Raw genomic sequence first — 15,179 nt, forward strand, 5'->3', positions numbered from 1 at the left:
GCCCGCCCTGGAGTCTTTTATGACCGCTGCCGCCCTCCCTGAACGTCGTCTCGCCAACGCGATCCGCGCCCTGGCCATGGATGCCGTCCAACAAGCCAATTCCGGCCACCCCGGAGCCCCGATGGGCATGGCGGACATTGCGGAAGTGCTGTGGCGCGGCGTGATGCGTTACAACCCGGCCAATCCGGGCTGGACCAACCGTGACCGCTTCGTGCTCTCCAACGGCCACGGCTCCATGCTGCAGTACGCACTGCTGCACCTCAGCGGCTTCGACCTGAGCATTGACGACCTCAAGCAATTCCGCCAGATGCACAGCAAGACGCCTGGCCACCCCGAATACGGCTACACCCCCGGGGTCGAGACCACCACCGGTCCGCTGGGGCAGGGCATCGCCAACGCCGTCGGCATGGCGCTGGCCGAAAAGACGCTGGCCGCGCAGTTCAACCGCGATGGATTCCCGGTCATTGACCACTTCACCTACTGCTTCCTCGGCGACGGTTGCCTGATGGAAGGCATCTCGCACGAAGTCTGCTCGCTGGCCGGCACCCTCAAACTGGGCAAGCTGGTTGCCTTCTATGACGACAACGGCATCTCCATCGACGGCGAAGTGGAAGGCTGGTTCACCGACAACACCGTGCTGCGTTTCCAGGCCTATAACTGGCAGGTGATCGGCCCCATCGACGGCCATGACAGCGAGGCCGTGCGCAGCGCCATCATCCAGGCCCACGCCGACACCCAGCGCCCGACCCTGATCATCTGCAAGACCGTCATCGGCTGCGGCTCCCCCAACAAGCAGGGCAAGGAAGACTGCCACGGTGCGCCGCTGGGTGCGGCTGAAATCGTCGCCACCCGTGAGGCGATGGGCTGGGAGTACGGTCCGTTCGAAATTCCGGAAGACATTTACGAAGCCTGGAACAACCGCGCCCGAGGTGATGCGCTGGAGCAAACCTGGCAATCCCAATACGACGCTTACCGCAAGGCTCACCCCGAACTGGCGGAAGAACTGGATCGCCGCCTGAAGGGCCAGCTGCCGCCGTCTTTCGAGCTGCAGGCCAACGCCTACATTCAGGAAGTCGCCGCCAAGGGCGAAACCATCGCTTCCCGCAAGGCTTCCCAGAATGCACTGAATGCTTTCGGCCCGCTGCTGCCGGAACTGCTGGGCGGTTCCGCCGATCTCGCCGGTTCCAACCTGACCTTGTGGAAAGGCTGCCACGGCGTGCAGGAAAATGCCGCCGGTAACTACGTGTTCTACGGCGTCCGCGAATTCGGCATGAGCGCCATCATGAACGGCATCGCCCTGCATGGCGGCTTCATTCCCTATGGAGCCACCTTCCTCATCTTCATGGAGTATGCCCGCAATGCCGTGCGCATGAGCGCGCTGATGAAGCAGCGCGTGATCCAGGTCTATACCCACGACTCCATCGGTCTGGGCGAAGACGGCCCCACCCACCAGCCGGTGGAACAACTGGCCAGCCTGCGCGGCACGCCGAACATGTCGGTGTGGCGTCCGGCTGACGCCGTCGAATCCGCCGTGGCGTGGAAGGCAGCGCTGCAACGCGCTGACGGCCCCACCTGCCTGATCTTCTCGCGCCAGAACTTGCCGCACCGCGAGCGTGATGCGCTGCAGATCGAAAACATCAGCAAGGGCGGTTATGTGCTGTCGCCGGAAACCGGCGTGCTGGAAGCGATCATCATCGCCACCGGCTCCGAAATCGATCTGGCGATGCAGGCGCAAAAAGCGCTGACCGAACAAGGCAAGGGCGTGCGCGTGGTGTCGCTGCCGTCCGTCGATGTCTTCATGGCGCAAGACGTTGCTTACCGTGAAAAAGTGCTGCCCACCGAAGTCCGCGCCCGCGTGGTGGTGGAAGCCAGCCATGCCGACTACTGGTACAAGTTTGCCGGTCTGGACGGCAAGGTGATCGGCATGACCACCTTCGGTGAGTCGGCTCCAATCAAGGACCTGTACCAGCACTTCGGCATTACCGTTGAAGCGGTGGTGAAAGCCGTGCAGGACGTTATTGCCTGAATGACCTCCACCCGTCCGCTCCGCGTCGCCATTAACGGCTACGGCCGCATCGGCCGCAACGTGGTGCGGGCGTGGCTGGAACGCGGTTGCCCGGACAGCCTGCAGTTTGTCGCCATCAACGATCTGGGCGACACAGCGACGCTGGCGCACCTGACCCGCTATGACAGCACGCATGGCCGCCTGCACGGCGCGGCGGAGCTGGAGGGCGATGAGCTGGTGCTGGCGGCGAAAGGCTGCGAGTGTCCGCACCGAATCCGCCTTTTCAGCGAGGCGGAGCCGGATCGCCTGCCGTGGGCTGAGTTGAACGTGGATGTGGTGCTCGAATGCACTGGCATGTTCCGCGCCCGTGACGAGGCCGCCCGGCATCTGCAAGCCGGGGCGGGCAAGGTCATCATCGGTGCCGCGCCTTTTGACGAGGTGGATGCGACGATCGTTTACGGCGTCAACCACCACACCGTGCGCGCTGAAGACCGGGTGCTGTCCAGCGTGTCCTGCACCACGCATGCGTTGGTGCCGCTGGTGAAGATTCTCGACGAGGCCTTCGGGCTGGAGTCGGCGATGATGACGGAGATCCATGCCATCACCTCCGATCAGGTGGTGCTGGACCGGACGCATCGTGATTTGCGGCGCGGACGTGCGGCGGGACACAACATCATCCCCACCACTTCCAGTAGTATCGGGGCGTTGAAGCGGGTGTTGCCGCACATGGCGGGCCGGGTGGATGGCTATTCCATCCGCGTGCCGACGCAGAATGTGGCGGCGATTGATCTTAGCTTCCTCACCTGTGAACCGGTGACGGTGGAAGGGATCAACCGGCTGTTCCGGGAGCATGCGGCAGGGCAGTACCGGGAAATCCTCGGGTACTGTGACGAATGGCTGGTGTCCAGCGATTTCAATCATTTGCCGCAGTCACTGTTTTTTGACGCCACCGAAACCCGGGTGGTGGGACGTCAGGCGAAAGTCCTGGCGTGGTATGACAATGAATGGGGTTACGCCAACCGCCTGCTCGACCTGTGCGGCGTACTGGCGAAGTTAGCAATTAACTAATTTTAAGGAGTGGTTCATGTCCGTCTTGAAAATGGCCGATCTCGACCTGAGCGGCAAGCGTGTCCTGATTCGTGAAGACCTGAACGTCCCGGTCAAGGACGGCAAGATCAGCAGTGACGCCCGCATCGTCGCTTCGCTGCCCACCATCCGTCTGGCGCTGGAAAAAGGCGCGGCGGTGATGGTCTGCTCCCACCTCGGCCGTCCTGTCGAGGGCGAATTCTCCGCCGAGAACTCCCTGCAACTGGTCGCGGATTACCTGAGCGAAGCGCTGGGCCGTGCCGTGCCGCTGGTCAGCAGCTACGTTGACGGTTTCAGCCTGCAACCGGGCGAAGTCGTGCTGTTTGAAAACGTGCGCTTCAACAAGGGCGAGAAGAAGAACAACGACGAACTGGCGCAGAAATACGCCGCCCTCTGCGATGTATTCGTGATGGATGCCTTCGGCACCGCTCACCGCGCGGAAGCCTCCACCCATGGCGTCGCCAAGTTCGCGCCGGTCGCCTGCGCCGGTCCTCTGCTGGCCGCCGAGCTGGAAGCGCTGGCCAAGGCCCTTGACAACCCGGCCGCGCCGATGATCGCTGTCGTCGCCGGCTCCAAGGTCTCCACCAAGCTGGATGTGCTGAAGTCGCTGGCCGAGACCTGTGACCAGCTGATCGTTGGCGGCGGCATCGCCAATACCTTCCTCGCCGCCGCCGGGTACAAGGTCGGCAAGTCGCTGTACGAAGCCGACATGGTGGAAACCGCCAAGGAAATCGCCCGCAGCGTCAGCGTGCCCTTGCCCGAAGACGTGGTTACCGCCAAGGCCTTTGCCGCCGATGCGCCCGCCACCATCAAGGCGCTGAAGGAAGTGGAAGATGACGACATGATCCTCGACATCGGTCCGCTCACCGCCGCCCGCTTCGCCAACTTCATCAAGTCTGCCAAGACCATCCTCTGGAACGGTCCGGTCGGCGTCTTCGAATTCGACCAGTTCGGCGAAGGCACCAAGACCCTGGCCAAGGCCATCGCCAACAGCCCCGGCTTCTCCATCGCCGGCGGCGGCGACACGCTCGCGGCCATCGACAAGTACGGTGTCGCTGACCAGATTTCCTACATTTCCACCGGCGGCGGCGCGTTCCTTGAGTTCGTCGAAGGCAAGACCTTGCCTGCCGTGGAAGCGCTGGAGCATGCGGCCGCCCGCCACATCCTGTAATTTTCGGACCGGCGGCCACGCCGCCGGTCAACCTGATCTGCCCGTCACGTTACAAAGGGAGAAAGAACCATGGCACTGATTTCCTTGCGCCAGATGCTGGACCACGCCGCCGAGTACGGTTACGGCGTCCCGGCCTTCAACGTCAACAACCTCGAACAGATGCGCGCCATCATGGAAGCCGCCGACAAGACCGATTCCCCGGTTATCGTCCAGGCCTCCGCCGGTGCTCGCAAGTATGCCGGTGCGCCCTTCCTGCGCCACCTGATCCTCGCCGCCATTGAAGAATTTCCGCATATCCCGGTGGTCATGCACCAGGATCACGGCACCAGCCCGGCCATCTGCCAACGCTCCATCCAGCTCGGCTTCAGCTCGGTGATGATGGACGGCTCGCTGGCGGAAGACGGCAAGACCCCCACGGACTACGACTACAACGTCAGTGTTACCCGTAACGTCGTGGCGCTGGCCCATGCCTGCGGCGTATCGGTGGAAGGTGAAATCGGCTGCCTGGGTTCGCTGGAAACCGGTCAGGCCGGCGAAGAAGACGGCGTTGGTGCGGAAGGCATCCTCGACCATTCGCAACTGCTGACCAGTGTCGAAGAAGCCGCCAGCTTTGTGGCCGATACCCGCGTGGATGCACTGGCCATCGCCATCGGCACCTCGCACGGCGCCTACAAGTTCACCCGTCCGCCCACCGGCGACATCCTGGCCATCGACCGCATCAAGGAAATCCATGCCCGCATCCCCAACACCCATCTGGTGATGCACGGCTCCAGTTCAGTGCCTCAGGACTGGCTGGCCATCATCAACGAGCATGGCGGCGACATCAAGGAAACCTATGGCGTGCCGGTCGAGCAGATTGTGGAGGCGATCAAGCACGGCGTGCGCAAGGTCAACATCGACACCGACCTGCGTTTGGCCTCCACCGGCGCCATCCGTCGTTTCCTGGCGGAAAACCCGGCCGAATTCGACCCGCGCAAGTACTTCGCCAAGACCATCACCGCCATGCGTGATATCTGTATCGACCGCTATGAAGCCTTTGGCACGGCCGGTAATGCCAGCCGTATCCAGCCGATCTCGCTGGAAAAGATGGCCAGTCGTTACGGGAAGTAAGCCGTACGGCCTGAGTCATTCAAAAAGGCGACCTCGGGGTCGCCTTTTTGCCATGTGTACGGTGCCAGTGACGCACTGATGAATGATTTCATCCTGATGAGTAGGATTGTCATGAACGGGCCGTTAGAATGAGCCCGACTTGTCCCCCGGATACCCCCCCCATGAACGGATTGCCCCAGGCGGAAGCCCTGCTGAATGCCCATGTCGCCTACATGACCCGTCGACTTACCGGCGACGGTTTTGAGGAGTGGGTGCGTGCCGAATTGCAGGCTGACCTGCAGAATGCCCGGCTGCTGACCCTCAATGATGTGATGCAGGCTGATCTTATCCGGCAGGTGGTGTACCAGTTTGCGCTGGAGTTGGACCTGGGTAGTGGCGTGCTGGAGTTGGTGGCGGCTGTGGCCAGAACCCTGCATGGGCATCCGATTCATGGTCAAACCACCTTGGGTGACATTCTCCCCGATGCCAATTTCGAGGAGTTCCTCAACAAGCTGTTGGAGTTGAGCGAGGTTCGTGAACATCTGGTGGATGAGTTGGTCAGCAATCCGCTCTACGCTGAATTGGCCACGTCGTTGCTGACGCAGGGCGTGCGCGGGTATCTCGATCATGCCGTCGCCGCCACACGGGTTCCGGGGGCGCGATCCTTGATGCGGCTGGGGCGGGGGGCCTTGCAATCCCTGCCGGGCGACTTCGAGGAAGCACTGGAAAGCCGTCTGCATGACTACCTGCGCCGCGCCTTGCACGGGTTGCTGGTCAGCAGCGGCCAAACCCTGCTGGAACTGGCGGACACCCGTTTGCGCGACAGCATCCTGGATGTTTGGGACAACCTCAAGACCCGCCCGATTGCCGATGGCCTGCAGCAGTTGACGGCGCTGGATCTGGAAGAGTTCTTTGTGCTGGGTTACGAGTACTGGCGTGAATTGCGCCAGACGGAATTCGTGCGTGCGATCATTGATGCCGGGATCAATACCTTCTTTGATATCTACGGCAACACTACGCTTTATGATTTGCTGGGGGAAGTCGGCATTGACGAGGAGATCATGATGGAGCAGGCCATGCGGTTCGGGCCGCCGGTCATTGCTGTATTGCATCAGCGCGGCATGCTGGACGCCCTGTTCCGGCGGCAACTGGAAGGCTTTTATGCCTCGTCAGAAGTCGCTGCCATCCTGACCAAGGGAGAGGCCTGATTTCTCGGGTAATGAGCTTCAGCAGTGGGTGCGTCCGGCTGTCGCGGCTTAGCTGAGCAGAGTCAGCCCGCCCAGTGATAGCAGTGCAATGCCGCATAACAGCAGCCACACCCAATGTCCGGTGCCGTCAGTGCTGAATCCAGGCATGATTTCCACAGGGTGCTGTTTCAGATAACCTTCAATGAGGTCTTGTGCTACCGGCATGTCCACGCCCAGCTGCTGGCGGACAATGCGGATGGCTTCGGGTTTTTGGCCCAGTTCCAAGGCGCCAATGGCGTCGAGGGGTAACAATGATTGCCGTTCCAGGGTCTTCATGACCATTTCTCCTTGTTTAATCCTTAACTGCCGCTCCGGGCAGCTGGATACGATCCAACCGTATCCTCTACTTACTCAGAATATCACCGGTATTTCAGAGATGCCTGAAAAGTTGTCGTTTTCTTGTGCCGCTTCACAACTTTGACCCGGCGTCCAGTTGGCCGTCATGGCTGGAGACGGTCAACTGATGCATCACCATGCCCGTGTCCGGATGAGTTCGGTTTCCCGGCTGAAAATCAGATTCAGGTTTATAGTTTGACAACTTTCAAACTATTGGGTATGTTTCGTTCATCGCGCCGCTTGGCGGCCTGTTCCCCGGAGATAAACCATGACATCCAGCCTGTCCCCCGCCCAGATTCTTGGTCAGCCGTTTACGCTGCCAAACGGCACGGTGGTGAAGAATCGCCTTGCCAAGTCTGCCATGAGCGAAGCCTTGGGCACCACGGACAACCACGTGACAGACGGTTTGGCGAATCTGTACCGGCGCTGGGCCGACGGCGGCATTGGCCTGTTGATTACCGGCAATGTCATGATTGACCGCCGTGCGTTGGGTGAGCCGAACAATGTGGCGCTGGAAGATGAAAGCGATCTTGAACTGCTGAAGCAATGGGCGGCCGCCGGCACCCGTAACGGCACGCAGTTGTGGATGCAGATTAACCATCCCGGCAAGCAGGTTCCCAAGGGTTTGAATGCCGAATCCGTCGCTCCGTCCGCCATTCCTTTCGGCAAGGAAATCGCCGCCTTTTTCGCCACTCCGCGCGAACTGACCGAGTCGGAAATCCTCGATCTGATCCAGCGTTTCGGTCGCACCGCCGCCATCGCCAAGAAGGCGGGATTCAGCGGCGTGCAGATTCACGGTGCGCACGGCTATCTGGTCAGCCAGTTCCTGTCCGGCCACCACAACCAGCGTACCGATCAATGGGGTGGCAATGCCGAGAACCGTCGCCGCTTCGTGCTGGAAGTGTTCAAGGCGATCCGTGCCCAGACCGGTCCGGATTTCCCGGTCGGCATCAAGCTTAATTCTGCGGACTTCCAGAAGGGCGGCTTTACAGAGGAAGAGTCGCTGGATGTAATCCGCGCCTTGTCCGACGCCGGGATCGACATGATCGAAATTTCCGGTGGCACCTACGAAGCTCCCGCCATGGCCGGTGTGAAGGAAGTACCGGTTAAGGACTCCACCCGTCGTCGTGAAGCCTATTTCCTGGAGTTTGCCGAGAAGGCGCGGCAGGCGGTGAAGACGCCGCTGATGCTCACCGGCGGTTTCCGGTCTGCGGAAGGTATGAGTGAGGCGATTACCAGCGGCGCGGTCGACTTTGTCGGCATCGCACGGTCGCTGGCGATTGAGCCGGATGTACCGAACCGCCTGTTGTCCGGCCAGCAGCCGCGTTTTGCGGTTAAGCCGATCAAGACCGGCATCAAGCCCATCGACAAGATGGCGCTGATGGAAGTGGCTTGGTATTCCCGTCAACTGCGGCGCATGGCGAACGGCTGCGAGCCGAAGCCGAATGAGTCGGGGCTGGTGTCGTTCCTGATCGGAATGACGGAGAACGGCTGGAATACGTTCAAGACGCGGCGACTGCGCGCCTGAACCGGGTAAAGAAATGAAAAGCCCCCTTGGAAAGGGGGCAACCGCGCAGCGGTGGGGGTTTTGCTCCCTCCGCTCACTCAGCCAGCTTCTGTGAGCCCTTACAACGCTTCCACCTTCACCAACTGATCCTTCAACGTCCCGATCTCCGCCTTCACCGCCGCCAGCTTTTCCTGCTCCTTCGCCACCACATCGGCCGGAGCCTTGTCGACAAAAGCCGGATTTTCCAGCTTACCCGCCAGACGACCAACTTCTTTCTCCAGCTTGTCGAGTTCCTTGCGCAGGCGTGCGGCTTCGGCTTCGGCGTCGATAAGCCCCTTCAGCGGCACCAGCAGGCTCATGTCGCCCACCAGCTTGGTGGCGGCAAACGGCAGTTCCTCACCGGCTTCCACCCAGTTCAGGGCTTCCAAACGGGCCAGGAAGGCCAACTGGTTGCGATACCGCTCCTGACGCACCTTATCGGCGTCGCCGCCGTTGTGGAACAGCACCGTCAGCGCCTTGGCGGGCGAGATGTTCAGTTCACCGCGAATGTTGCGGATAGCGCTGATCACGGCCTGCAGCCAGGCCACGTCCTGTTCGGCCTCGACATTGATCTTGCTTTCATCCGCCAGCGGATAGGCTTCCAGCATGATGCTGTCGGCGGTCTTGCCCACCAGCGGTTTCACGCGCTGCCAGATTTCCTCGGTGATGAAGGGCATGATCGGGTGCAGCAGGCGCAGCAGGGTTTCCAGCACCCGCACCAGCGTGCGGCGCGTTCCGGCCTTGGCGGCGGGGGAGGCGTCGCCAGTCAGCACCGGCTTGGTCAGTTCCAGATACCAGTCGCAGTATTCGTTCCAGGCGAACTCATAAATGGCCTGCGCCGCCTGGTCGAAGCGGTACTGGGCGAAGGCGTCGGCCACGGCCTGTTCGGTGCGCTGCAGACGGCTGATGATCCAGTGATCAGCAACGCTGAGTTCGTAGTCGGCGTGATCAACCGCCACATCCTGACCTTCGCAGTTGCCCAGCACGAAACGGGCGGCGTTCCACAGCTTGTTGCAGAAGTTGCGGTAGCCTTCCACGCGCTTCATGTCGAACTTGATGTCGCGACCGGTGGAGGCGAGGGCGGCGAAGGTGAAGCGCAGAGCGTCGGTGCCGTAGGCGTTGATGCCATCCGGGAATTCCTTGCGCGTGGCCTTCTCTATCTTCGGGGCGTCCTGCGGCTTCATCAGGCCGGTGGTGCGCTTGGCGACCAGCGATTCCAGATCAATGCCGTCAATGAGGTCCAGCGGGTCCAGCACGTTGCCCTTGGACTTGGACATCTTGTGGCCTTCGGCGTCACGCACCAGCCCGTGCACGTACACGGTCTTGAACGGGATTTGCGGCGTGCCGTCCTCGTTCTTCATGAAGTGCATGGTCATCATCATCATCCGGGCGACCCAGAAGAAGATGATGTCGAAGCCGGTCACCAGCACGTTGGTGGGGTGGAAGGTTTTCAGTTCCGGGGTGTTTTCCGGCCAGCCGAGGGTGGAGAAGGTCCACAGCGCGGAGGAGAACCAGGTGTCGAGCACGTCGTCATCCTGACGCAGGCTGACATCAGCATCCAGGCTGTACTTGCCGCGCACTTCGGCTTCGGTACGGCCGACAAAGACATTGCCGTGGTTGTCGTACCAGGCGGGAATACGGTGGCCCCACCACAACTGGCGGGAGATGCACCAGTCCTGGATGTCGCGCATCCACGAGTAGTACATGTTCTGGTACTGCTCGGGCACGAACTTGACGCGGCCGTCCTCAACCGCCTCGATGGCGGGCTTGGCGAGTTCCTTGGCGGAGACATACCACTGGTCGGTCAGCCACGGTTCGACGATGACGCCGGAACGGTCGCCGCGCGGGGCTTTCAGGGTGTAGGGTTCGATCTTGTCCAGCCAGCCCTCTTCCTCGGCCTGCTTCACCAACTGTTTGCGGGCGACGAAGCGGTCCAGTCCGGCATAGGCTTCCGGGGCCTTCTCGCCGTGCAGGGTTTCGTAGCTGCCGAAGGTCAGGACTGTGAATTCACTGAGGATCTTCGCGTCCTTGTCGAGCACGTTGATCAGCGGCAGGCTGTGGCGCTTGCCCAGTTCATAGTCGTTGAAATCGTGTGCTGGCGTGATCTTGACGCAGCCGGTGCCGAAGGCCTTGTCGACATAGCTGTCGGCCACGATCGGCACCAGACGGCCGGTCAGCGGCAGGCGCACGTTCTTGCCGATCAGGTGCTGATAACGCTCGTCGTCCGGATTCACGGCAACGGCGGTATCGCCCAGCAGCGTTTCCGGACGGGTCGTCGCCACCACCAAATAACCGCTGCCGTCTTCCAGCATGTAGCGGAAATGCCACAGCGAGCCTTTTTCTTCCTCGCTCACCACTTCCAGGTCGGAAATGGCGGTGTGCAGTTTCGGATCCCAGTTCACCAACCGCTTGCCGCGATAGATCAGGCCGTCTTCGTACAGGCGCACGAAGGCTTCCTTCACCGCATTCGACAGGCCGTCATCCATGGTGAAGCGCTCACGGCTCCAGTCCACCGACGAACCCAAACGGCGGATCTGGCGGGTAATCGTGCCGCCGGATTGCGCCTTCCACTCCCAGACCTTGTCGAGGAACTTGTCGCGGCCGAGGTCATGACGGGTGATGTTTTGCAGGCCCAATTGGCGCTCCACCACCATCTGCGTAGCGATGCCGGCATGGTCGGTGCCCGGTTGCCACAGCGTGTTGCGGCCGGTCATGCGGTGGTAGCGGATCAGGCTGTCCATGATGGTGTTGTTGAAGCCGTGACCCATGTGCAGCGAGCCGGTGACGTTGGGCGGCGGAATCATGATGCAGTAGGGCGCGCCGTTACCGCTGGGGGCGAAGTAGCCCTGTTTTTCCCAGTGTTCGTACCAGCGTTGTTCGAGGTCGGAGGGATTGAAAGAAGTGTCCATGGTCATGGCGAATACCGGCTCAGTCATGCGGGAGGAAAATTGGTGCAAATGGTATCAAAATTGCGGCGATCGCGGGGGATCGTCTGAGTTCCCGGAGGCAGAGCCTACAGCGACTTTACATAGCCATAACTGAAGTAACAGAGCAGCCAGGCCTCCAGCCAGCCGAAGGCAAAGCCGTTCCCGGCATGATCCATCGCCGAAATCAGCAGAGTCAGTATCAGGAAACCGCAGAACAGGATGGCCGGAAAGAAAACATATCCCACCAGCTTTCTTGCCCAGTCGGGGCCGCTCTTCAGTAACACCAGACTGCCGATGACCGGCGCCCACAACATAGGCATGCTGGCGAAACCTTTCGGGGAGTCGATGCCCGGCAACGCCCCCAGCATAAACATCAGCACTACCGGGAACAGGGTTTGCGCCAGTAAGCCCAATTGCCGCAAATAGACCAGGATGGCCATCGACACTCCGGCCCCCAGCAAAAAGCCACCCAGCAGTACGGGATGAGTTAGGGTGCTGGGCGCAAAGTATGCGCGGGTGAGTACCAACAGATACAACACGCCCAACGTCATGGTCGTTGCAAAAGGCATCGGCTCCGGGCCTTGCAGCCGATCCATCACGGCGCGCTCTTCCGGGGTGAACACACGCCACACGAACAGGTAAAGCAGGGCGGCGGCCAGCAACAGCGTGCAGATCGCGGTGTCCAGGCAAGTCACGGCATCCAGGCCGAGCTGATCGGCAAGCGTCGGATGCGTGGCCAACCCCAGGCTGAGCAAGCTCGTCATCAGCAAGGCATGTATGGGCAGGCGGAGGTTGTTACTATCCAGCGCGTGCTCCAGCGCCGACAGCCGCCCGGCCGCCTCCGGGTTGGCGAGAATGGCCGCGCCAAAGGCCTCCCGGAACTGGTTTATTTCCGTGCGCAACCGGGCGCGGATTTCCGGCAACATCAGTTTCAGCCGGAATAGCAGGCCGGGCTGTCCGTTAGCAGCGAACCATAATGGCAGCAGTAATTGCGGTTGAACATTGAATGCCAGTGGTGTGGAAACAAAGGCCGCCAACCGGCAGCGTTGCCGGTAAAGTTCCAGTTGGGTCCATGGCCAGTGATTAGGCGTGTGGGATTCGTCATTCCAGCCATAAAGGTTTGTCAGATAGTCCAGCACCAATGGATACAGGTGTTCCTGGACTACTAGCCAAGCCAGAACATGCTGTTCATAAGCCGCCTTGAATTCCAGATGTTGTAGCTCCGGGGACTCCTGATCCTGCTGCAACCTTCTCAGCAGGGCACTGGCCGAGAGCTTCTCGGCTTGACGCCACCCGGCCTCCAGCACTTCCAGCCGGGACTCGGTTTTCTGCCTGTCCTCGTCCGCCAAACGCTGCTTGTAGTCCAGAGTGCGCCGGGCTTGCCAGCTGACGTGATCCTGATCCCAGCCGAACAAACGGACGCTGCGGCGGAAGCTTTCCGGGTAACTGCGGTGTTGCCGCATCAGCCAGAACAACAGGCGGTTGCCATAGTCAGCCCGGGCTTCCAGATGGATCAGTTCCGGGGATTCAAGGTCCGTGCAGATTTGATGCAGCAAGGCTTCATCGGAGTCGACACCGGCATGTTCCCAGGCGGCCACCCGGTTGTGAGCGAGATCTTGGGGTGATTCGGAAGGAGGGACGATCTGTTCGATGGTGGCCGCTGGCGGGGTGTCTTCGAAAACGGCAGGCTCGGGCGCGGTAACAGGCTCGGGCTCGGGTCCGGGTTCGAGGGGGGGCGATATGACTTCGCTGTCATCGTCCTCTTCTTCGTCGGCGTCCTCATGCCAGTGCCGTATTTCCAGGGCGTGCTCATAGGCGGCGCGTAAGCGCAGGAAACCTTCCTTGTCTTCATCCGGGCGGGTCTGCTTCAGCTGCTTCGCATAAGCCCGCTTGATGGCCCGTTCGTCCGGTGTCGGATCAATTCCCAGGACTTCCCAGGGGCTCATCAGTGGAAAATCTCGACATCAATGCTGTCAAGGTAAGTCTTGAAGCTGCTGGCGGCATGGCGGATCTCATTCGGCTCCTGTCGGTCCAGCACGGCTTCAAAGACCGCCAGATGGTGGCGGACGGACTCTCGCGCCTGTCCCAGTGACTGGCTGAATAACCGGTCAGCGCGGGCGATCAAGGTGCGGTTTTCCATCTGTTCCCGGGGATGAATCTTCAGGGCTTCCAGCTTTTTCAGCGAGGCTTCCACCTGTTCCGGCGTCAGTGTGCTCTTGTCATTCTGGATCACCAGCACCTTGCGCTCCCCGGTAGTGGCGTTGATGACATCCACTTCCAGCACCCCGTTGGCGTCGTAGGAAAAGCGGACATCAATCCCGATTTCGGTGGCCTTGCCCGGCGGCACGGACAACGAGATCTTGCCCAGGAAGATATTGTCCTTAACCAGCCGCGCTTCGCCCTGATAGATGCCGAATTCAACCACCTTCTGGGTATCGTGCATGGGGTGATAGGTTTGCACCTTGCTGGCGGGAATGACGGTATTGCGTTCAATGATCGGCGAAAACTGGCCGTGGGCGTATTCGTTTTCGCCGGTGCGGATCGATGTATCCACGCCCAGGGAATAGGGCGCCACGTCGGTCATCACTACTTCATCCAGGGCGGCGTCGCGGGCAGTCAGTCCCGCCTGAACTGCCGCGCCAAGCGCAATGGCTTCATCCGGGTGCAGTTGGGTGGCGGGAAAGCGCCCGAACATCTGCACCACCAGCTTGCGCAGGATCGGCATGCGCGTCGATCCGCCCACCAGCACCACTTCGTCCAGTTCGCTCAGCCGCACCCGGGAATCCCGCAGGGCCTTTTCAATCGGAGTGCGGATACGTTCCAGCAGCTTCTTGCTCAGGGACAGGAAGTGTTCCTCGGTCAGCGGCCACTCGTATTTCCGGTCGTTGGCATGAACCGTCATGGTCACGCTGACCGGCCCGGCCACCCCGGACAGGTTGCGCTTGACCTGTTCGGCCGCCGCTAGCACTTGTGCGGCTTGTTTCTCCCAGAAAACCGCCGGTTCCCCGAGATTCGCGGTGGCGTGCTGCACAAAGGCCTCGGCAATGGCGGCCGTAAAGTCCTCTCCGCCCAGGCAGTTGTCACCGGCGCTGGCCCGCACTTCCATGATGCCTTCAAACAGGTCCAGCAGCGTCACATCAAAGGTGCCACCGCCCAGATCCAGCACCAGGAATTTGCTTTCGCCCTGGGCCTGATGGAGACCGTAGGCCATGGCAGCGGCGGTCGGTTCATTAAGGAGGCGACGGACTTTCAGGCCGGCCAGTTCGGCGGCAATCCGGGTGGCGTTGCGCTGGATGTCGTTGAAGTAGGCGGGAACTGTGATCACGGCTTCGGTCACCGGTTCGCCCAGCCAGACCTCGGCATCGGCCTTGAGCGATCCCAATACCAGCGAGGACAGTTCTTCCGGTCGAAAGACTTTCCGGCCCAGCGTGTAGGTTTTCTGGCTACCCATGAAACGCTTGAAGGCGGCGGCGGTCAGTTCGGGATGGGTGACAAGACGCTCGCGGGCTGCCTGGCCCACCAGGATATGACCGTTGCCATCCACGCTGACGACCGAAGGGGTCAATACGTTGCCCAGGGAGTTAGGTATCAGAGTAGCTTGTCCGTCCTTCCAGACGGCGACTAGGCTGTTGGTGGTACCGAGGTCAATGCCGACGATCATGATCTGGTCGCATCCGTCTGTTTTGAAAAACGGATTATAGCGAAAACTGACGGCAGGGAAGGGGGCGGAAATGCAGGGTTGGTGTTGCCGGGGAGGGTCATTCCCGGCAAA

10 protein-coding genes are annotated in these 15,179 nt (G+C 61.0%); 6 read left to right on the forward strand and 4 right to left on the reverse strand.

From position 1 onward, the window contains the following. Positions 1-19: 19 nt before the first annotated feature. The 5 genes from tkt (at position 20) to Q7T36_RS05475 (ending at position 6,559) form a co-directional block, all read left to right on the forward strand. On the forward strand, positions 20-2,026 hold the full coding sequence (gene tkt / locus Q7T36_RS05455; RefSeq protein WP_304844855.1) for a transketolase: 2,007 nt from the start codon (positions 20-22) through the stop codon (positions 2,024-2,026). After that, positions 2,027-3,073, forward strand: coding sequence for a type I glyceraldehyde-3-phosphate dehydrogenase (locus Q7T36_RS05460; RefSeq protein ID WP_304844857.1), 1,047 nt, complete (start codon positions 2,027-2,029; stop codon positions 3,071-3,073). A 16-nt stretch (positions 3,074-3,089) separates the two neighbouring features. After that, a complete protein-coding gene (locus tag Q7T36_RS05465; RefSeq protein WP_304844859.1) occupies positions 3,090-4,262 on the forward strand; it encodes a phosphoglycerate kinase in 1,173 nt (390 codons plus the stop codon). A 69-nt stretch (positions 4,263-4,331) separates the two neighbouring features. Next, entirely contained in the window at positions 4,332-5,372 is a 1,041-nt protein-coding gene (gene fba / locus Q7T36_RS05470; protein ID WP_304844861.1) for a class II fructose-bisphosphate aldolase, read from the forward strand. A gap of 161 nt (positions 5,373-5,533) precedes the next feature. Continuing rightward, a complete protein-coding gene (locus tag Q7T36_RS05475; protein WP_304844863.1) occupies positions 5,534-6,559 on the forward strand; it encodes a hypothetical protein in 1,026 nt (341 codons plus the stop codon). Positions 6,560-6,607: 48 nt separating this feature from the next. On the opposite strand, the gene Q7T36_RS05480 is transcribed toward Q7T36_RS05475, so the two are convergent. Beyond that, positions 6,608-6,874 (reverse strand): hypothetical protein, encoded by a 267-nt coding sequence (locus Q7T36_RS05480; protein ID WP_304844865.1) that lies wholly within the window; start codon positions 6,872-6,874, stop codon positions 6,608-6,610. A gap of 328 nt (positions 6,875-7,202) precedes the next feature. Here Q7T36_RS05480 and Q7T36_RS05485 point away from each other — a divergent pair, with 328 nt between their 5' ends. Continuing rightward, positions 7,203-8,462 (forward strand): NADH:flavin oxidoreductase/NADH oxidase family protein, encoded by a 1,260-nt coding sequence (locus Q7T36_RS05485; protein ID WP_304844867.1) that lies wholly within the window; start codon positions 7,203-7,205, stop codon positions 8,460-8,462. A gap of 98 nt (positions 8,463-8,560) precedes the next feature. On the opposite strand, the gene Q7T36_RS05490 is transcribed toward Q7T36_RS05485, so the two are convergent. The 3 genes from Q7T36_RS05490 to Q7T36_RS05500 all read right to left on the reverse strand — a co-directional run bounded on the left by Q7T36_RS05490 (position 8,561) and on the right by Q7T36_RS05500 (position 15,068). Beyond that, positions 8,561-11,416: a valine--tRNA ligase gene (locus Q7T36_RS05490; RefSeq protein ID WP_370690055.1), complete on the reverse strand. Its 2,856-nt coding sequence runs from the start codon at positions 11,414-11,416 to the stop codon at positions 8,561-8,563. Between the two features lie 77 nt (positions 11,417-11,493). Beyond that, a complete protein-coding gene (locus Q7T36_RS05495; protein WP_304844869.1) occupies positions 11,494-13,353 on the reverse strand; it encodes a J domain-containing protein in 1,860 nt (619 codons plus the stop codon). Beyond that, positions 13,353-15,068 carry a molecular chaperone HscC gene (locus Q7T36_RS05500; RefSeq protein ID WP_304844871.1) on the reverse strand — a complete coding sequence of 572 codons (1,716 nt, stop codon included), beginning with the start codon at positions 15,066-15,068 and terminating at the stop codon, positions 13,353-13,355. Before Q7T36_RS05500 ends, Q7T36_RS05495 begins: the two co-directional genes overlap by 1 nt. Positions 15,069-15,179: the final 111 nt, after the last annotated feature.

The sequence above is a fragment of the Fluviicoccus sp. genome, from assembly GCF_030646115.1.
GTDB lineage: Bacteria > Pseudomonadota > Gammaproteobacteria > Pseudomonadales > Moraxellaceae > Fluviicoccus.